This is a genomic window from Candidatus Omnitrophota bacterium (genome assembly GCA_040755155.1).
Taxonomy (GTDB): domain Bacteria; phylum Hinthialibacterota; class Hinthialibacteria; order Hinthialibacterales; family Hinthialibacteraceae; genus JBFMBP01.
This window is the reverse complement of record JBFMBP010000113.1, coordinates 52,087-72,247: the sequence shown is the minus strand read 5'-3', so window position 1 is coordinate 72,247 and position 20,161 is coordinate 52,087. Positions and strand designations below refer to the sequence as shown.

Below are 20,161 nucleotides of genomic sequence, written 5' to 3'. Positions count from 1 at the left end.
TATCAAACCTACATCATCGCCAATCTGCGGTTGGCAGTGGACGTGGAAGTGCAGCCGGGGAATCAAACGGCCGCTTCCTATGCGCAGCCCCGTTTGTGGTCGTTTTTGGACAGTCTGCCGAAGGCGGCCTGGCCCGAGTTTGTGCGAGGGGACTGCGCCTGGGGGAACGAGACGGCGATGAGGGAAGCGGAAGAGTGGGCTTGGCGTATTTGTTCAAGTTGAAGCAATCCCCCAATGTCAAACGGTTGGTGGAAGAGGTCTTTACGCGGGCGGATTGGGTTGCGGCGGGGCAAGGGTGGGAAGGAGTGAACGCCGAGTTGCAGTTGATGGGCTGGACGAAATCGCGGCGGGTGGTGGTGCTGCGCCGCGAGATTCCCCCGGAAACAGTGGGGAAAAAGCAAGAGAAGAAGAAGGCGAAAACCGATCAACCCGAATTGGCGTTTATGAAGACGGCGGCGCCTCTCAAAAAATACGAATACGCGGTGCTGGCGACATCCCTGGAGGACGAGATCATGACGATCGCCCAACATTACCGGGATCGCAGCGATGCGGAAAATATGTTCGACGAATTGAAAAACCAATGGGGCTGGAGCGGCTGCACGACGCAGGACATGAAGCGATGCCAAATCATGGCGCGAGCCATCGCCCTGATCTACAACTGGTGGTCGCTGTTCGCGCGCTTGGCGATTCCAGAAAAACACGCGGAAGCGGTGACCAGCCGTCCGTTGCTGCTTACGGGCGTGGCTAAGCAAATTCGGCACGGAGGGCAATCGACGTTGATCGTTACGAATGCCCACAGTAAAACGGCGGCGATCCAAAAACGACTCAAGTCATTGGCGGCGTTCCTTCTTCAATTGAAGCGAAATGCGGAGCAGTTGGATTGGCAAGACCGGTGGCGATTGATTTTGAGCCGGGCGTTGCAGAAATTTCTGCAAGGAAGAATACTTGCTCGCCCCAAATGGCTGCCGCAAATGGGCTGAACCGCCAATCAACTAGGATCGCCAGGGTGGCCTAGAAAGGCTTTCGACGGAGAATTCTGCTCCTCAACTGCCGTTTTTAGGTTAATGAACCGTGCAAGAAAGCACCTCTTCGACGGTGGTGACGCCTTGGATGACTTTTTCCCAGCCGTCTTCGCGCAAGGTGCGCATTCCGTCTTTTCTGGCCTGGTGGAAGATAACCGAACTGGCGACGCGTTGCAGCACTAGTTCTTTGACCGGTTCGGAAAGGCGCAACAACTCGAAGATGCCCGTGCGTCCTTTATAGCCGGTGTAGTTGCAATCGGGGCAGCCTCTTCCTTTGAAGAACGTGATGTTCCTGACTTCCTCTGGATTGAAACCCATATCCAGGATCAGCTGGGGATCGGGCTTGTATTCTTCCTTGCAGTCGAGGCAGATGATGCGAATCAAGCGTTGGGCAAGCACGCCTTCGACCGCCGAAGTGATCAAGAAGGGTTCCACGTTCATATCGATCATGCGGGTCAAGGTTCCCGGCGCGTCGTTCGTGTGCATCGTCGAAAGCACCATGTGTCCTGTGAGCGACGATTCGATGGCCATCTGCGCCGTTTCCAAGTCGCGGATTTCGCCCACCATGATGATGTCGGGGTCCTGACGCAGGATGGCGCGCAGGCAGCGGGCGAAGGTCAATCCCACAGCCTGGTTGATATTGACTTGCACGACGCCATTCATCTGGTATTCTACCGGGTTTTCCGTGGTGATCATCTTGAGCATAGGGCTGAAAATGCGCGCCAGGGAGGAATAAAGCGTCGTGGTCTTGCCGCAGCCCGTCGGTCCTGTAACAAGGACAAGCCCGTTGGGCTGCCGGATGATTTTGTCGTAAATTTCCAGCGTGTCGGGCAGCATCCCGATGTTTTCCAAACCCAGGTTCATCACCTCGCTGTCCAGAATGCGCATAACCACGCTCTCTCCATTAACGGTAGGCAGGGAAGATACGCGGAGTTCGACGTTGCGGTCCGCCATCGATAGTTTGACGCGTCCGTCCTGAGGCAGGCGGCGCTCGGCGATATTCAATCCCGACATGACCTTAAAACGAGATATGATAGCGTTGGCGAGGTGGGACGGCGGCGGAACGGTTTCGTGCAGGATGCCGTCTACGCGGTAGCGGATGCGGAGGGAATTTTGGAACGGTTCGACATGCAAGTCGGAGGCGCGGTCTTTAATGGCCTGCAATAATATCAAATTTACCAGCCTGACGATCGGCGCCTCATGCACGATCTTCTCCAGATTGCCGAAACTGTCGTCTTTCAGGTCGATCTGCAGATTCTCCGCATCCAATTCGTGCAACACTTCGTCTACAGATTGCGATCCTGTGCCGTAAAACTCGTCGATGGCGGCTTGAATCTCCTCTTCCGTTGCGATGACGCCGCGAATTTCATGATCCACCCAGATGCGGAGATCGTCCAGCGTACGCACGTTCAAGGGATCGGAAATGGCGACCGTCAAAATGTTCGTCTCATCGTCCAGAGATATTGGAAAGGCTTTGTATTGCCGCGCCAATTCCGGCGAGACCAGTTTAATGACTTCTTCGTCGATTTCGCAATCGCGCAGTTTGACCAACTCCATACCCACCTGGTCGGCAAGGATGGAGAGCAGGTCTTCTTCCGACGTATATTGGGCTTGTTTCTCGGCGACTTCGGAAACTTGTTCGAGTACGGCGTCCCGTACCGCTTGTCCGGCTTCTTCTTCCGCCAAAAAAGACGTGGAGCGCGAATCGCCCACCGCTGCCGCAGATTCCTTTACAACAAACTCCGCCACCTGTTCGCTGGAGAGTTTCGGCGCAGAAGGGGCAATCTCGGCGATCTTCTCCGGTTCCGGCTTCTCCGCGAATTTCTTTCTTCCCAATCCCAACATAATTTCTATCCTTGAAAATGGAGTGATATGCGATTTTCTTCTATGGGGTAAATCCTACGAATCGAAAAGAATCTTCTGACGCTGTTGATCCGGTTCGTGAGCGCGTTCGATGCAATCTTCCGCCGTGATGATTCCCTTTTTATATAAATTGTAAAGGAAAGTATCCATCGTCATCATCCCTAATTTTCCTCCCGTCTGGATGGCGGAGAGGATGCGGTTCGTCTGGCGTTCGCGGATAAGGTTGGCGATGGCGGGCGTCATGAACATAAGTTCGTAAGCGGCCACGCGTCCTTTGCCGCTCGCCCGTCCTAACAAGGCCTGTGAGATGGAAGCGATCAGCGTAACCGACAGCTGCATCCGGATTTGCTCCTGCTGGTTGGTAGGGAAGGCGTCCACGATGCGGTTGATCGTGGCGGAGGCGCTGTTCGTATGCAGCGTAGCGAAAACCAAGTGTCCCGTTTCCGCCGCCGTAATGGCCGCCTGCATGGTTTCCGTATCGCGCATTTCGCCGACGAGAACTACGTCCGGGTCCTGCCGCAGCGCCGAACGCAAACCATCGGCGAAGGAGATAACATCCTCATGAAGGGCGCGGTGAGTAACGATCGATTTGCGGTGCGGATGAAAATATTCGATGGGGTCCTCGATGGTGATGATGTGCGTATCGCGGTTGCGATTGATGTAATCGATCATCGTCGCCAGGGTCGTCGTTTTTCCCGATCCCGTCGGTCCGACTACGAGCACCAGGCCGCGCGGGCGATGAAGCAATTCACGGGTAGCCTCAATCGGCAATCCCAAATCCTCGAAGGAAAGAATGCGGGAGGGAATCAACCGCATCACCATCCCATAGTTGCCCATCGACCGGAAAATGGAAACTCGGAAACGAGCCAGGCTCTGAAAAGCGTAACCGTAATCGGCGCTCCCGATTTGCGAGATGGCCTCGCGGTGCATATCGGGAGAGATGCTGGCCATGAGATATTCGGTCTCGTCGGGCGTGAGGGGTTCGTTGCCCAGATCCTCCAGGCGTCCGTCGATGCGGATTACCGGCGGCCGGCCTACGCGGATATGAAGATCGGAAGCGTCGCGCTCCACAACGATCTTCAAAAGGTCTTCCATTTTGATTTTTTCTTTATGAATGGCTGCCAAGGTTTCACTCCTTCATGGTTGGCTGCGAAAATTATGCTTCATCGGCGGCGGTGATGCGAGCCACTTCCACCATTGTCGTTTGGCCGCGCAGAACTTTCAGCCATCCGTCCTCGCGCAGAATTCTCATCCCCTGCTTGCGGGCCATAGCGCGAATTTGGTCGCTGGTGGCGTTTTGCAAAACCAACTCGCGGATTTCGTCCGAGTTTTCCAGAACCTCGTGGATGGCGGTTCGGCCGCGATACCCCGTGTAGTTGCAATTCTCGCATCCCTTTCCCCGATAGAATACCTGTCCTTTATATTCGTCCGGATTGAAGCCCAGGTCTTTAATTACGAGGAGATCCGGTTCGTATGGCTCTTTGCATTCCTTGCAGATGGTTCGCACCAAACGCTGGGCGATAACGGCTTGGATGGCGGAAGCGACCAAGAAGGGCTTGATGCCCATTTCCACCAAGCGGGTGTTGGCGCCGGGAGCGTCGTTCGTGTGCAGCGTGGAGAAAACCAGGTGTCCGGTCATGGCGGCGCTGATGGCGATTTCCGCCGTTTCCAAGTCGCGGATTTCACCGACGAGGATGACGTTGGGCGCTTGGCGCAAGATGGAGCGCAACGCCATAACGAAGGATAGGCCGATGTCGTCGTTGATTTGCACCTGGTTGATGCCTTCGATCTGATACTCGACCGGGTTCTCGACGGTAACAATCTTCGTATCGATGTTGTTGATGACGTTCAATGCGGAATAGAGCGTCGTCGTCTTTCCCGAACCGGTCGGCCCCGTCATCAGGATGATTCCATGCGGACGGCGGATCATCGATTTGAATTTTTCGATATTGTCTTCCAAAAATCCGATCTGCTCCAAACCGAGCAATACGCCCGATTGCTCCAGCAAACGCGTAACGACGCTCTCCCCATGAAGCGCGGGCAGCGCGGAGACGCGGAAGTCGAAATGACGGCCCAGGATCACCTTCTGGATGCGTCCGTCTTGTGGTACGCGCTTTTCCGATAGGTCCATGCCGCTCATGAGTTTGAGACGAGAGAGAATCGGACCTTGCAATTTTTTGCTGGGAGATTGGATTTCGTGAAGCACGCCGTCGATGCGGAACCGGACGATGAATTTATCTTCGAACGGTTCGAAGTGAATATCCGACGCCCTCGAACGGACGGCCTCTTCGAAGATGAGGTCCACCAAGCGCATAATCGGACCTTCATCGTCCACCCCAATGTTTTCTTGCAACATTTCCTTGTAGGTTTTGGCGCTTTTATCCACGCCGAATTTATCGTCTTCGCTGATCTGGGCGAGCATATCTTCAACGATCGCCTGGTCGCCTTTGTAATAACGTTCGATGGCGATGCGGATCTCGTCTTCTCTTGCGAGCATCCAGTGGATCGTCATCCCCGTAAAGCGGAAATTGAGCGCATCGTTCGCATCAAGATTGAAGGGATCGCTGATGGCGATCGTGATTTCGTCGCCTTCCCGGTCGATAATGATGGCGGTGTAGCGCCGAGCCAGCTTCTCCGGCAACAGATTCACAACATCCGGCATCAGGCGGCGGGCGCGCAAGGAAACGATATCCATGTGGGCTTGCCGCGCCAGCGATTCCAGCATATCCTCCTGGCCGACTTCTACCGTGGCGTAATCCACGTCCTGCAGCCGTTGGGCGCTCTCTTCCTCGAGCTGATACTGGATATCTTTTTTCTCGATCTCTCCCTCGGCGGGAGCGCCGTTCAGTACGGGTGCCTCTTTTTCGTAATTCGCCATAATTTTTTCTCGCTTTTTCAGACAGTCTCTGAGACGGAGGATAATGGGTTTACCGTTCCCGCCCAAGCATTCCCTTTTTACGGCGAACGGGAGAAAAACCACGGTGGAATTATAGAAACTCGTTTTTCTTTGGGTAAGCCAGGCGCCTTCTCCAGCTTAAAAGAACCGCATAGCGCGCGGTTCGAAAAGCGCGGAATATGTTTCTTAACAATCTGTCTCGATAGAAGTATATCGCCGCCACAAAGGAAGCGTCAAGGATAAGAACTTGGATGTTATCCTTCCATCCATCCGCGAATTTGTTTAATAATCGCATTCAAATCGGCTTGCGAGGGATCCAGTTTCAAGGAGACTTGCAACCGTTCCAACGCTTCTTCGTACAATCCTAACTTGCAATAAAGCAAACCCAACGCACGATGCGTAGCCGCCAATGAGGGATCTCGCGAAACGGCCTCGCGCAGGCTTTCTTCCGCTTCCGCGTAACGGCCTAACTTGAGAAGCGCCGTTCCATGGTTGAGAGCGGCGTAGGGGTCATGGGAATCCCTTTCCTGCGCCGAAGCGAACTCGGTCAACGCTTCTTCCTCTTTTCCCTTGCCCGCCTGAATCAAACCCTCGATCGTCCGGATTAAACCCGCAGGCGCGTTCGAATTCCTCAGTTCCTCCAAATGCTTCGCCGCCCCGGCGGCGTCTCCCCCCATCAAGCGCGCTAACGCCATGTTGAATCGGATCAATGTGTTGCCGGGTTCCTTTTCCGCCGCTTCCTTCAAGAGGGTTTCCGATTCTTCATATTTCTGTTGCTTCATAAGAACGGCGGCTTCGTTGTTCAAGACGTCCACCCGGTCCGGAGCCGCCTGGCGCGCCCGTTCGAATAAAGCGGACGCATCGGCGAAACGCCCCCTTTTGCGATAATGATCGGCCAGGTTGAATACGCCGTAGAGAAACGAAGGGTATTGGGATATGAGTCGCTCATAGGCGGCGCTGGCATCGTCCAAACGTCCGAGAAGATCGTAATAAACCGCTAAATTATAAGAGGATTCCGGCAGCGGCTCCTTCTCGGACGAAGCTTTTATGAGCGCCTCGATTTCCAATTCCGCCGGATCGGCGGCATCGACAAGAGTGGAATTAACCGCCGCGAATTTCCGTCCTGCGCTGGGGGAGTTTTTCAATTCGTCCCAAGCGTTAAGCGCTGAAGCGATCTCGCCCCGGTCGAGGTCGATCAAGGCGGTTCCATTTTTCGCCTCGTCCAATTCGGCGGAATCCAGTCCCGTTCGATTTTGCATAACTTGGCCGAAAAGAGCAGCGGCGGCTTGCGAATCGCCCAGGCGATAGGCGGCATACGCCGCTCCCAATTGCCCGCGCATTGAATTGGGATCGATCTTCAACGCTTCTTCGAAGCATTTTCTGGCTTTCTGGAATTGGAAGAGCCGCAAGTACATCTCGCCCTGGACAATCCATGGACTGGCTTGTTTCGGATTGGTTTTGAGAAAATCGTCCAGCAAATCCAAAGCCGTCTTTGCATCGCCGAAAAAGAACCGCTCCAACGCGCTGGCTTGCAGGACATAGTAATTAGCGGGATAGCGATTTTTTAAATTTTGCAGAGCGCGGGCGGCGTCCGTCTCCTTTTCGAAAAAGAGCATACTGACGGCGTTATTCAATTGGGCGGGGAAATACTCCTCCGCATTCTTAGCCGCGACGGCGAAAAAATCTATGGTTTGATATTCTTCTTTATCCAAAAAGGATATGCAGCCCAAGTTGTAATAGGACAAATAATTCTGTGAATCGTAATCGAGAACGTTGTTATACGCCGAATAGGCTTTGCGCAGGTCTCCTTTCGCCAACAGCCGATTCGCCCTCTCCAAGTGAACTCCGCTGAGAAACGGCCAACTATTAACCGTCTCCTCCAAAAACCTTTCCGCCTCTTCCGTTTTGTTCAAGCGGGCGAGGGTTTCATAAAGCTGAAGGGCGGCGTCGGGCCGTTTTTTCAACGCCCATGCCCGCTGTTGATAGTCCAACGCCTTGTCGATCTCTCCCAACGCCAATGATATATGCGCCGCATCGTCCAACGCTTCCCGAGTTTTTTCTCCCTCGCTGTCGATCAATTCCTGCAATACGGAAAGAGCTTGCCGCAGCGATCCTTGGTAATACAGCGACTTTGCAAGGTAAAACTTGGTCTCGTCTTTGGAGGCTCCATTTTCCAACGCCCGGCTGAACGCATCCTCCGCCTCCGAATTCCTTCCCGCCGCCAAATAGCATTTTCCCAGTGAAACGTAAGGCTCGGACCATCGGGGAGCGAGGTCTACCGCTTTCTGGGCGGCTTCGATCGCTGCGTCGTATTCGCGTAGTAAACTACGCAATTCCGCCAACAGCATGTAGGTTTGAGGAAGTGGCTTGCTAAACGTAACGTTGCGAGTGAGATAGGACTTGGCCAGGTTGATGTCGTCGCTTTGCCCTCGCAGGAGAGAAACGCCGCCCAATCCCGCCTCGGCTTCCGCTTCGTAATCCTTATCGTTCAAGCTTTTTAACCGCTCGAAACGTTCTTGAGCCTGCGTTGGCGATTCCTTCTTGATAAAAATCCAGCCGGAGAGCGCCAATGCTCCCGGCGTTTCTCTTCCGAATTGAAGCAGAGGTTCGAGAATGGTTTGGGCTTTGTCGTATTCTCTCAGACGGTAATAAGCCTGCGCCGTCAGCAGGCGCTCCGGCGCGCCGCCCGACGTTCCTTCTACATCCGGCCCCAGCAGAGCGACGACGCCGTTGTAATCGCCGCGCCGGAACAGCGTTTCCCCCTGGGAAATCACGTTTGCCCGATGGATTTTATAAGCGATGTATCCCGCCAGGCATCCCAGGACGATTACGACCGTTAACGCGATAACGAAGGATTTCGATTTCATCCCTATCTTCCATATCCCCTTTTAGAAAAACCGGCGGCAATTCTCAACGTAGTACAAAGGTAACTTCAGCCGCGCCAAACGTCAATTTTAGGAATATTTCCACATTAAGACGTGTAGAGTGGGATCAAAGCGAAGCGCAACCCACCGTAATCACTTACCCGATTTATACTATTGATAAGAAAAGAAGTCGAGTATAAAACAAGATTTGCGCTTTGTTCGCGTCACCGTTCACGGCGCGGATTCGGGGACTTTCAGCACGGAGATGCCTTCGTAGGGATTCTTCGGCGACGCTTCGTAGCGGAAAACTTCGGGCAGCATCCCGCCATCCAATAATTGGTTGAGAATGGCGATATTCGGCGCCTGCGCTTCCGCCTGTTGCAATTCCTCCTCGTAGCGGGTTCGCAGCCAATAGTTATACGTATCGGTATATTGAACCCGCATCTTTTCGCGCTTATTCAATTCGTTCAGCAGCGGCAGAGAAAGAGATAACGGCAGCCGGAATAAGCGGTAATACTGATAATAGCCGGGCAGTTTGATCTTTCCATAATGGTAAATGACATAGCGAACCTTCTCGCTTCGCAGCCGCTCCAACAACTCCTGCGCCGTCGAACATTCCCAAGACCAGGCGATCAGCGGGTCGGTATTGAACCAGTCCGCTCCGGCGAAATCGTTGGGGCAGTAGAAGGGATGCTCGATGCCGTGCAGCAGCGTTTTCTCATGCGGCGCCGTATTCTCCCGCAGGAAACGAAACGCATGGTTTTCGTATTTGGTGAACTCGTTGAAATCTTCCAGATATTGCTCGCCGGAAATTTTGCCGCTGACCACCAGCCACGGATCGTACTTGCCCCAAGAATCATAACGGCCTTGGGCGTCATGCGCGCGGTAGAGCAGCATGAGGCCGGTCGTGAAGATCAATCCGTAAGACGCCATGCCGAATAGCAGCCAGCGAACCAGAGGACGTTCCATCAACTCCGTCATGCCCGCCGCGAGAACCGGCGCCAATAGCGCCATTGAGGATAACAGAAAGCGAGTGTCGCGGTAAGTATAAGCCCATGTTACGAATAAAATGAAAGAGAAGAGAACCAATGCGGTCAGACGAAAATTCCATCGCCGCCGCAACAGTAAAAGAGGCGCGAGCGCCAGCCATAGAGTCCCGACGGGCCAGGCGCCGAAATTTTCCGGGAAATGGCGCTCTTCGCCGGGAAAGAAGGTAATCCGGGCGGGCAGGGTGGCGAAATCGAGGATTTTCTCCCATAAATTGTATTGCGCCAATGCGTTAAGATTGCCCTTTAATCCAGCATGATAGGCGAAAAAGGCGGCGTTGAAATCCGTCCAGTAAGGCGTTGGGAATAGACTGCGGGCGAAAGGATATATCGGATTGCCTAACAGAACGAGATTCTTAACATACCAGGGCGAAGCGAGAACCGCCGCAATCGTTCCAGCGAGAAAGGCATGTCCCGCCGCCCTCCGGTAATTCCCTTTACCTGCAAAAATCAGCATGAAGAATAGAAAGAAAAATACAGTTGTCAAGGAAGTATACTTGCAGCCTAGAATCAATCCGCCTGATAGGCCGGCTAGAATCGCCTCTCGCGTAGCTTTACTGTTTTCACCCGCCCGAAGTTGTTCTATAGATCGTAAGCAGAAGATGAATCCCATAACCGTGTAACAAGTCAATCCGAATTCGATGAACGACCAGGAAGAAAAGATGGGAACGAAAGGAACAACGGCTAATAATAAAACGGAAAAAATCCCTCCATTCCGTCCTCCAAGGTTCTTCCCTAGATCGTACAAAAGGCCTAACGTAAACACAAAGTAAGAAAAATGAATCAGTTTCGGTCCGCAATTCGAACCGAACGCCAATGGGATGGCATATAGATATTCGATTAAAAAGGGAAAATTGGAAAACGCGAGGTGCGGCAATAAGACAAAACCGCCATAACTCAAGTAAATCTTGGGAACTGATAAATGATAACGCAGCCCGTCCGATTGCGTAGGCGGCATAAGAGAAGAAACGAAGGCGTAAAATATCGAAACCAAAATTAGCAAGCAAAACAACTTGACATAAAAGGGAACATCGGCAATAGTTCGGATCATCCTTTTTGGCTCATAAGACAATTGCGCCCTGTTCCGCAGCCAAAATACGCATGACGCAAAGAATAAAATCGCTAACGTCAAAGCAATCGCCAAGGAATTGAGCCGTTGCGCCATGGAGAGAGAAAAAACGGCAAAAGATAAAACCGACCAACCCATTGGAATCGTAAAAGCGAACGACAGATCATCACGCCTGGCGGGATGCGCCAGTGCGAAAATTCCTTTTCCTAAACCGTGGCCGATGAGCCATAATATAAGGAGAAGCAAAAGATCACGCCCATGTCCCAGAATCGTATAAGGCCGGAAAACATAAAATAAGGCGGGCCAATGGCTGACGATCGCGTCCCAACGGGCGGGATTATGATAAAGGTAGAGAGGGAAAACCAAAACGGTCAACAGAAAAAACACGGCGTTGGTTCCCGGAGCGAATCCGGAAGAGGGATGCGAGGATTCTTTGCGATTCAACATTCTTCTCGATCGATCGTTTTCTTTTCGTTATCGATTGGATCGATAACCGTTTTGGCCATCGGCGGAAATCATATGGCGGCGCAGAAGACAAAAAAAGCGTTAAGGAGACTACGCATATTTAAAAGGATACCCTTCTATGCTAAGGTCTTCGAACTCTATCGTCTTCCTCTTCGGATTCAACCGCTAGTATTTCCGATTTTCAGACGATTGCGCTATCGACTTTACGCAAAATATGTTAGATTCATAAAATGATTCGAATCAATATCCCATTTCAATTTAAAATCTACTTGCTCATCATCGTTCTGTTTATCCTGATGGTGAATTTTACCACCACCCGAGTCAACAGCATCGTAACCCATCGTATTATGGAAGAAGACGAATCCCGTTTTAAGGATTTGAAGACGGTTTTTTTCAATTTGTTGAATACGAAAATCGAAACCATCCGCAATGAAGCTCTTTTGCAGTCCGAGCAAAAGCATATTCGCCAATCGCTGAGCATGTTGAGCGAAGGCCGATTAGTTGAAAGTTTCCTCGTCTCCTCTTTCCCTCGTTCCGATCAGCGCGATTTGATTATCCTTACCGACGCGCAAGGCAAAGTCATTGACGGCAAGATCGTCTTGAGCGGAAGAAAATCGGGCGATATCCTCCGTAATCCGATTAAAATCCAGGAATGTCTTCAAACCTTTTACGGCATTCAAAGCGCCCTTCAAGGCGTTCCTAAAACCGATTATCTCTTCGTTGAGAAGGAATTTCCTTTTTCACTCTTCGCCGTCGCTTCCGTTCCCGTCGTAGACCCGGATCGGAAAGACAAGGCGTTCGGGGCCGTTTGCATCGGCTTCCCCGTCGACGAAAACCTCGCCTGGGACCTTCGCAGCGGCAGCCGCTTTCATATTGGCTTTGTGCTCCACAACCGTCTTATCACAACGACGTTGGACAGCCAGCGCGCCATCGACTTCCGCAACTTCTGGGACAACATGGCGCAAAAGGAAAAGAACTCGCTATTAAACCAAACCAAGGTTCTTACCCTATTCAGAAATCGCTATCTTGTCTACGCATCCCCACTGCCTCACGCGAAAGGAAACGAGGGTTTATATATCATCCTTAGTCCATTGGAAGAAAAATACCAATTCCTGAATCAATTGCGAACTTCGATCTATACCGTCAGTCTCTATATTCTGTTCGTCACGCTGCTTTTGGGCTTTTTTCTAGCGCGCGGCGTTACGGCGCCCATCAAATCCCTCGCTGGAACCGTCTCCCGCATTGCGGAAGGCGACTATTCCGTGGACGCCTCCATACGCACAGGGGACGAGTTGGAATTCCTCGGCGGCGAAATCAACCGTTTGACCCGCACGCTTAAGGAAAGAGCGGACGAAATCAATAAATACGTCGCGGAAATAAAGGAATGGAACAAGGGACTGGAAAACAAAGTAGCCAAACGCACCCAAGACCTGGAAGAGAAGAATTTCCGCCTACGCCTGATCTCGGAAGAACTTAGCCGCGCCTATAGCCAGATCGACGATGAATTAAAGACCGTCGGCGAGTTGCAAAAGAACCTGCTGCCCAAGCCTACGCTGGATCTCGACGGCGTCAGCATCCGTTGCTTCTATATGCCCAACGGACGCACCGGAGGCGATTACTACGATTTCTTCCCGTTAGGCCGGCAGGAGATGTACGTGCTGATCGCTGATGTTTCCGGCCACGGCGCCCCGGCGGCCTTCATTATGGGCATCACCCGCTCTATCGCTCATACTCTCATTAAACGGAAAAGTTCGCCAGGCGATGTCCTCACCAGTCTGAGCAACACCCTCGTCGGCGCCATCCGCTCTGGCGAATTCGTTACCATGTTTCTTGGACGCCTCGATCTCGACGCACAGGTTTTGACCTATTCCGCCGCTGGACACCCGCCGCCCGTTCTCTATTCCAAGCAGGATGGAACCCTAACGGATATCGAAGTTAACCGCGGCTTGCCCCTGGGCATCCTGGAAAACCATCAATACGACGAACTTAGCCTCCAACTTCAACCCGGAGACCGGCTGTTGCTCTATACGGACGGCATAATAGAAGCCTGCGATGCCAAAAGAGAACCCTTCGGGGAAGAACGCCTGCGCGCCGTGATGCGCAAATGCGAACACTCTTCGCCCAAAGACCTTCTCGACATGATTATGTTGGAATTGGAACAATACGTCCAACACCCCCTGGACGTCGATCCACTGGACGACGATGTAACCCTCGTCGCCCTTGACTTTAAAGCATTCTCGTTGCCGCCGATGAAGGAGTGGGATGAGAATCTGAATTCCTAATCTCTCCTGAAATAAATCCTAATTCCATCTTGCGATTTTTTAAAGAAAAATATATTCGAGTTATCCTTTCATCCTAAAAAATCCTAATTCAGACATTCTATTTCCCCCGCAAAACCATCTCCCCCAGTTTTTCCGCTATGAGGCGGTGACCTTGTTTGTTGGGGTGGATGGGGTCTTGGGGCAGGCGGATATTTTGATAGGGGAGTTGGTTTAAAACATGGATAGGGGATACCCAAAACGAACCGGGGGGCAGAGTTTTGAGATCGACGCGATAGTAATGGCGAATGGCTTTGGGCGTGTTTTCGAAGATCGGCTCCGTTTCCTGCCATTTTCCCGCTGGGCCGCTATTGGTGAAAGCATAGTCCATAAGGATTTGGCTTTCGGTTTCGATTCGCAGCGACCATACGCGGTCGTCCGCTTGTTCGTCGCCGTTGGCGCCGTCGTCGTAAAGGGCGATGGCGTTCGGCATCCAGTCTCCGCCGGAGGGATTGTTGCCGGCGACGTATATTCGATCTTTGACGGTTTCCTGCAGCGGGACGTAGACGCGCAGAAGCAAGGCTCGCGAATTGGATTTGACTCCTGGCTGAACGCCCGGCGCCATCAGGTTGGCGGGAAGGGACGGTTGCGAATTCTCGGCGGCGCTTGCTTCGAAAAGGGATTGCGCATCCAACAGGGGAGCGGGCAACTCTTTTGACAATTGCCGCAATGGTTCTTTGACCCAGGAATTGGGCAGATCGAGATGCAGCAGCAGCATCTTGGCGCCGTAGCTTTGAGCGTCGGCGTAAATCGCTTTTATGTTGGCGATGTATTCCTCGCGGCTAACGCGGGGGAACCAGAGGTTTTGCTGCGCTCGGCGGCGGTATTCCGCTTCAACGAGCGATTTGCCCCGGCTGCGCAAGCGTCCGATCAGCCATTTCGCCAAACGGCTATGGTCGTAGAAAAAAAGCGCCGTTCCCGAAAGCCCTTTCGATAGATGCAATTCTTCCATACGGGCGAAGAGTTCCGCTTCGGAAAATCGGCTCTCGTAACTGTCGTTGAATCCAAAAGCGGGGATAATGATATCGGGCTGGAATGGTTTAACCAGCCGGTCGTATTGCTTCAAGCCGTGAAACGACGTATAGCCGGGAACGCCGAAGTTCAAGACTTCGTATTTCGCTGCGCCGTTTTGGTTAAGGAGGATTTCCAACACTCTGGAATAGACGTTCTCTTCCGGGACCATCCAGCCAAAAGTGCAGGAATCGCCCATGACGGCGATGCGGATGACGTTGGGAGTTTTCTTTAGCGAAATTTCTCTCATGCGCATTCCGTAGGAATTTGTAGAAACGTTGACGGGATAATCGATCAGTTTTCCCGTGGGGAAAAAGGAGCGGAGTTCCAATTGCACATGAGGCCGGACAATGCCGTAAGAATCGGGAACAGCGAAGCGCTCGATGAAATCCTGCTGTATTTCTCTTGATGACATTTGGCCAACGAGCGCATAGAGGCGAAAGGCGATTTCCAGAAAAAGAAGGATAAACAAAAAGCTTCCCGCAATTGTTGCTATATTGATGAAAATACGGCGGCATCGAAGATTCATGGTTTTGTCATACTCAGAAAAATGGTGGGCTACGCTTCGCTTTTAGCCTACGTTTTTCGAAGTGCGTAAGAGGAGAATACTTTACGTCAAATCCCTTTTTTATTGGCCTGCGAGATAGTTTTTCAACAATAAAGCTTCCAACGTATCGGGATATTGCTCGTTCATCAGACGCACGGCTTCGTTGGCGTCCGATGCGTGGAAAAGCGCCAAAATCGCGAAGGGGCGCAGATCGGATTGGGGATATTTTTGCAGCCATTGCTTCAAATCGAAGGCGGTTTCGGCGCTGTTTTGGTTGCGCAGTTTCGCATAGGCGGCCGCCAATTCGAATCGATCCTGAAAACGCGGCAGCATCCCGCCGCTCTGCCTAGCTAACTCTTGAATCCCAATGCTATCGCCGCGCAAATGAGCCAATTGCAACAGATTCACCATCGCATCTTCTCGAAGAAGCCGAGGGTCTTCTCCAATGGCGGCGGCATTGGCGGCGGCGGCTAACAGTTTCCCCTTTTTTGCGTCGATGAGACGTTCCAGATTGTCGTCCAATTTTCCCCCGCTCATTAGGACGAGAGGGACCAGCTGAATCAATGCCATTGAAGCCCAGGGAGATGAGTCCCATTTATCCATCATGAGAGAGTAATAGGAGATCAGTATGGCCAACCGCGTCTCTCTTTGGGCTAATTTGTAATAAATTTCCGCCAAGGGTTCGATATAGCCGGAACCTCTAACAATGCGCTGGAGCTGCGCTTCCATCGCCGCGTCGTCCCCCGTCAGGAGCAATTGCCGTAGTTCTTCCACCGATCTCTGCGTTGCCGCGTCGAGCGTCGTATACGCGGGGCTTTGCGCCCGAACGGCGTCAGGCACGATTCCAACGGAAAAAGCAAAGGCTATCGCCGCGAAGGCTGCGCCTATTCCTCTGGATTTACGCCACAATGCTTTTCGCCTTTCTTTCGCAGGGGATTCCATAAAGAGTATACGACGAGGAATCCGTCACGTTAACCTTAATCAAATCGCCGATCCGATAGGCCTCTTCCGATTCGCCCAATTTCAAAGTGCGCCCAGTGCGCAATCTGGCTTCGTAAACGGCGGCGCCCTGAGAATCGGCCCCGATGCGCTCCACCATGACTTCGACTTGCTTGCCGATGAAGGCGTTATTCAGTTGATGGGAGATTTCATGCTGCAACTTGATGAGCCGCTCCAGACGTTCGGCTTTGACGTCCTCGCTTACCTGATCTTTCATTTCGGCGGCGGGCGTTCCCCGGCGGGGAGAATATTTGAACATGAAGGCGGCGTCGCAGCGGACCGTCTTTAAAAGTTCCATCGTTTGCAGAAAATCTTCTTCCGTCTCGCCGGGAAAGCCGACGATAACATCCGTCGTAACCGCTGGAGGGATGATCGAATTTTCGAAGAAGCGGCGGTAATAGGCAATGCGTTCAAGGTATTCTTCCCGCCTATAGTCCCGCTCCATCCGCTCTAAAATCCGGTTGGAGCCGGATTGTACGGGCAGATGCAACTGTTCGCACACTTTATCCAGCTCGGCGGCCGCACGCAGCATATCCGGCGTCGCCGCGTTGGGGTGGGATGTAGAGAAGCGGATGCGCTCGATTCCCGGCATATGGTTGACCATCGCCAATAGTGCGGCGAAATCGACCTCGCCATAGCGATAAGAATTTACCGTCTGTCCGATAAGAGTAATCTCCCGGTATCCCCGCTGCGCCAACGTTTCAATTTCCTGCAGGATGATATGCGGAGCGCGGGAGCATTCGCCGCCCCGCGTATAGGGTACGATGCAGAAAGAACATTTCTTGTCGCAGCCCTTCATGATGGAGACGAAGCGGGGGTAATGGATGGCTTCGTCCGCCGGGGGGTGGAATTCGTCGAAATCTTCGTCAAGCCCGGTTAGGTCGATGACGGGACGTTCACCGCGCTCCAACGCTTCCACCAGCCGCGCGATCGAGCCGATTGCCCCAGGCCCCATCACCAGGTCGAGGAAGGAGATGGAATCCGTCAGCCGTTCACCCTCTTTTTGGCCCATGCAGCCGCAAACGCCCAAGTATCTCAACGTTCCCTGGTCTTTATATTTTTTCAACTGCCCGATGCGTCCGCGCACCCGCTGTTCCGCCCCTTCGCGGATGGCGCAGGTGTTGAGAAGAATCAATTCCGCCTCCTCTAGGTTGGGGGTAAATTCATGGCCCGCCGCGTTCAATAAACCGCACAGCGAGCCGGCGTCGTAGACGTTCATCTGGCAGCCAAACGATTGAATGTGAAATTTCATAATACGCTCGAAAATATTTGGATCGCAACGCGGGATAAAGTATACCCGCTTCCGCGATTATTTTAATCCCGAATCCCGCCCTCGCTTAGGCGAAGGGGACGATGATATAATCGGCTCGCTTTCAGAACGCAAGGGAGAAACAGATGGCCGAAGGCGCTTTTCAATACGATCCCAAGGGGCATTCCCAACAATTGTATCACAGCAAGCGCCGCCTGATGAATTGGGTGCATGGAGCGCATATCCGCGAAGCCTTGGCGCGGATGCCGCTCGGCCCCGGCTTGATTCTGCTCGACGCGGGCTGCTCCGACGGCGAACTGCTGTCGCGGGCGGGAGAGAATTACGCCTTCGCCGTGGGCGCGGATCATAACATTCAAGCGCTGCAAACGCTAAGCCAGCGATTGTCCAATTCCCCGAAAACCGTCTGCCTGCAAGGAGACGCGCGAACGCTGCCTTTTCGCGACGGTTCGTTCGACGCCGTATGCTGCCTAGAGACGCTGGAACATGTCAACGGCGAACAACAAGCCATCGCCGAACTCAAACGCATTCTCAAAGACGATGGAACGCTCATCGTCTCCGTCCCAATTGAGATAGGGCTTTCCGTGCTGCTGAAACAGGGCGCCGCCACACTATTTTACGGCGGTTATCGCGGCTCCTATGCTTGGACGGAACTCTGGAACGCTTTTCGAGGAAACTTGGATCATATCGAACGTCCCAATTTTTCTTCCCATAAAGGTTTCGATTACCGCAAGACGCTGGCGGAGCTGCGCCGGAATTTCGCCGACGTTCAAACCGCGGGATTGCCGATGAAATGGCTGGGGGGATTTTTGAATACGCAGTTTTTAATGGCGGCGAGGGGGAAAATAGGGCGGCGATAAATTTAATGGGAAAATAGTTACATTGGATTGACTCGTTATATAAAAGTTTTATTATTTATATTATTTTATTATGTAAAGGATATAAGAGATTGAAAATTAATGGAGGGGGCAAATGATCCAAAAAGAGGCTGAAAAAATGGAATTAATTAACAAAGCAAAAGCTTGGGCGGCCTCGCCAGAGGGAAAGGAAAGCGTAAAGAAAATATCCCAACAAGCAGAAGAAATAAAAAAACAATTGCGAGAATCCTGTAAAATTGATCCCGCTAAATTGAACGAACCCTTCACCATCTGAGCTATGTGTGCGCCATACGAGATTATTCCTTATACGATTGATGATCTAAAAGAAATCCTCGCCAAAAAGTCGGGAGCAGATCCCAAATTTGTTGAACAGAAAATTCATTGTCTTTATTTTGAAGATTATTTTGGGGCTTTAAACGCTAAAGTCATTGTAATTGAAGAAGAATATATTGATAGAGATTATCTGGAAGATTACGCCGGATATTATGTCCGGTGTTTTAAGGAATATCCTCGAAGTTGTTCTCGGCTTCACTTCTTCACCATTGATTTCGGATCTGTTGAACTAGATTTAATTCTTCAAGGGGATAAGGATGCTATTGATCTGCAAAAAGATGGCTCTTATCTCGGATTTATAGTGGTTAAGCCTCTTCCACAAACTGTTATTGGCCGAACGTGCCTCCAAACATATCCATCTGATAATGGAAGAAGGCACTTCCCCAGTCTTCGTGAATACAAAGCTAATTTGTTTGGCATTTCCCTTTCTATAAAATCTTTAGCTTTTCAGGAGCAAGACACTGTAGTGGCGGCATGCGCTACAAGCGCTCTTTGGACAGCGTTTCACGGAACCGGGAAATTGTTCCAACATTCAATTCCCTCTCCGGTTGAAATAACGAAAATGGCGGTTGAATCCGGATTCGACGATCCAAGATACATTACTAGAACTTTTCCCAATCAGGGATTAACGATAAACCAAATGGCTCATGCCATTAAATGCGTCAGGCTTGAATATTTTCATATCAATCTCCGTAGTGTCTGTATGCTGAAAAGCGTTCTGTACGCCTATTTGCGAGGCAAAATCCCAATTCTTTTCGGCGCCTATCTTTTTGATGTCTCTTTATCGAATCATACTTGTAAAGGAAAGCACGCCATAACGATAACTGGCTATAGCCTAGGCGGTACCAATCCTGACCCAAAAGAAACGGAACAACTTAAATTAAAAGCGTTGCGAATAGATAAAATTTACGTTCATGACGATCAAGTAGGTCCGTTCGCTCGAATGAAATTCGATGGGTTTAAAGTCGAATATTCCGATGGGAATGGAAGCTTAGTGGCAATTGATTCATTGAGTACATCATGGCCTGGACAAAATCGACAAATGGGCAGTATCCGAGCCGTGCCCGATATGCTATTAATACCAGTCTATCCCAAAATCCGCATTCCAGTTGAGGCTATTTATGTGGCGCTTATTGACTTCGATTTTTATATAGAAGAGCTGCGGCAAAAGCAAAAAATACCTTATAATCAACGCATTGAATGGGATATTTATCTTACAACCGTCAACGATCTGAAAGAAGACATCCATAAAAATGATTTATTTCGAGGGAAAGCGAAATGGGATTTTCTTACAACGGATCTTCCTCATTTTTTATGGAGAGCCACTGCCATGTCTGGCGAGATGTATGTTTTTGATCTTCTCTTTGATGCGACGGATATCATACAAGGAGATTTTTTGATATACGTCATTAAATACGACCATCTAGCATCCGCTATATTAAAAGCTACATGCGAGGATGCCGATATGACAGACTTTCCCTTCGATTTACAGCGCATTCTAAAACGGTTTCTATAATCGGATGAAATGGCTGGGGGGATTTTTGAATACGCAGTTTTTAATGGCGGCGAGGGGGAAAATAGCG

Annotated in this window: 14 protein-coding genes; 6 read left to right on the top strand and 8 right to left on the bottom strand. The window is 51.5% G+C overall.

Annotation, left to right across the window (positions count from 1 at the left end; translation table 11 throughout):
- Positions 1-222 (top strand): hypothetical protein (locus tag AB1656_17345; protein MEW6237150.1); only part of this gene is annotated, 222 nt, incomplete at its 5' end.
- On the top strand, positions 195-980 hold the full coding sequence (locus tag AB1656_17340) for a transposase (GenBank protein ID MEW6237149.1): 786 nt from the start codon (positions 195-197) through the stop codon (positions 978-980). The genes AB1656_17345 and AB1656_17340, both read left to right, overlap by 28 nt.
- A gap of 81 nt (positions 981-1,061) precedes the next feature.
- Here AB1656_17340 and AB1656_17335 read toward each other — a convergent pair whose 3' ends face one another.
- The 5 genes from AB1656_17335 to AB1656_17315 form a co-directional block, all read right to left on the bottom strand.
- Entirely contained in the window at positions 1,062-2,867 is a 1,806-nt protein-coding gene (locus AB1656_17335; protein MEW6237148.1) for an ATPase, T2SS/T4P/T4SS family, read from the bottom strand.
- Between the two features lie 54 nt (positions 2,868-2,921).
- Positions 2,922-4,010 carry a type IV pilus twitching motility protein PilT gene (locus tag AB1656_17330; protein MEW6237147.1) on the bottom strand — a complete coding sequence of 363 codons (1,089 nt, stop codon included), beginning with the start codon at positions 4,008-4,010 and terminating at the stop codon, positions 2,922-2,924.
- Positions 4,011-4,041: 31 nt separating this feature from the next.
- Positions 4,042-5,763 (bottom strand): GspE/PulE family protein, encoded by a 1,722-nt coding sequence (locus tag AB1656_17325; GenBank protein MEW6237146.1) that lies wholly within the window; start codon positions 5,761-5,763, stop codon positions 4,042-4,044.
- Between the two features lie 272 nt (positions 5,764-6,035).
- Positions 6,036-8,648 (bottom strand): tetratricopeptide repeat protein, encoded by a 2,613-nt coding sequence (locus AB1656_17320; GenBank protein ID MEW6237145.1) that lies wholly within the window; start codon positions 8,646-8,648, stop codon positions 6,036-6,038.
- A gap of 228 nt (positions 8,649-8,876) precedes the next feature.
- Entirely contained in the window at positions 8,877-11,207 is a 2,331-nt protein-coding gene (locus AB1656_17315) for a glycosyltransferase family 39 protein (protein ID MEW6237144.1), read from the bottom strand.
- Positions 11,208-11,455: 248 nt separating this feature from the next.
- Between AB1656_17315 and AB1656_17310 the strand changes: the two genes are divergently transcribed.
- A complete protein-coding gene (locus tag AB1656_17310) occupies positions 11,456-13,507 on the top strand; it encodes a SpoIIE family protein phosphatase (GenBank protein ID MEW6237143.1) in 2,052 nt (683 codons plus the stop codon).
- A gap of 97 nt (positions 13,508-13,604) precedes the next feature.
- Here the strand turns inward: AB1656_17310 and AB1656_17305 are convergent, their stop codons facing one another.
- The 3 genes from AB1656_17305 to miaB form a co-directional block, all read right to left on the bottom strand.
- Positions 13,605-15,026: an SGNH/GDSL hydrolase family protein gene (locus tag AB1656_17305; GenBank protein MEW6237142.1), complete on the bottom strand. Its 1,422-nt coding sequence runs from the start codon at positions 15,024-15,026 to the stop codon at positions 13,605-13,607.
- A 156-nt stretch (positions 15,027-15,182) separates the two neighbouring features.
- Positions 15,183-16,010: a hypothetical protein gene (locus AB1656_17300; protein MEW6237141.1), complete on the bottom strand. Its 828-nt coding sequence runs from the start codon at positions 16,008-16,010 to the stop codon at positions 15,183-15,185.
- On the bottom strand, positions 16,000-17,352 hold the full coding sequence (gene miaB / locus AB1656_17295) for a tRNA (N6-isopentenyl adenosine(37)-C2)-methylthiotransferase MiaB (protein ID MEW6237140.1): 1,353 nt from the start codon (positions 17,350-17,352) through the stop codon (positions 16,000-16,002). The genes AB1656_17300 and miaB overlap by 11 nt, the downstream gene beginning before the upstream one ends.
- A gap of 143 nt (positions 17,353-17,495) precedes the next feature.
- On the opposite strand from miaB, the gene AB1656_17290 reads away from it, so the two are divergent.
- From AB1656_17290 to AB1656_17280, 3 genes are all read left to right on the top strand, one after another.
- Entirely contained in the window at positions 17,496-18,227 is a 732-nt protein-coding gene (locus tag AB1656_17290) for a class I SAM-dependent methyltransferase (protein MEW6237139.1), read from the top strand.
- A 112-nt stretch (positions 18,228-18,339) separates the two neighbouring features.
- On the top strand, positions 18,340-18,519 hold the full coding sequence (locus AB1656_17285) for a hypothetical protein (protein ID MEW6237138.1): 180 nt from the start codon (positions 18,340-18,342) through the stop codon (positions 18,517-18,519).
- Positions 18,520-18,522: 3 nt separating this feature from the next.
- Positions 18,523-20,094: a hypothetical protein gene (locus AB1656_17280; protein MEW6237137.1), complete on the top strand. Its 1,572-nt coding sequence runs from the start codon at positions 18,523-18,525 to the stop codon at positions 20,092-20,094.
- The last annotated feature ends 67 nt before the right edge of the window (positions 20,095-20,161 follow it).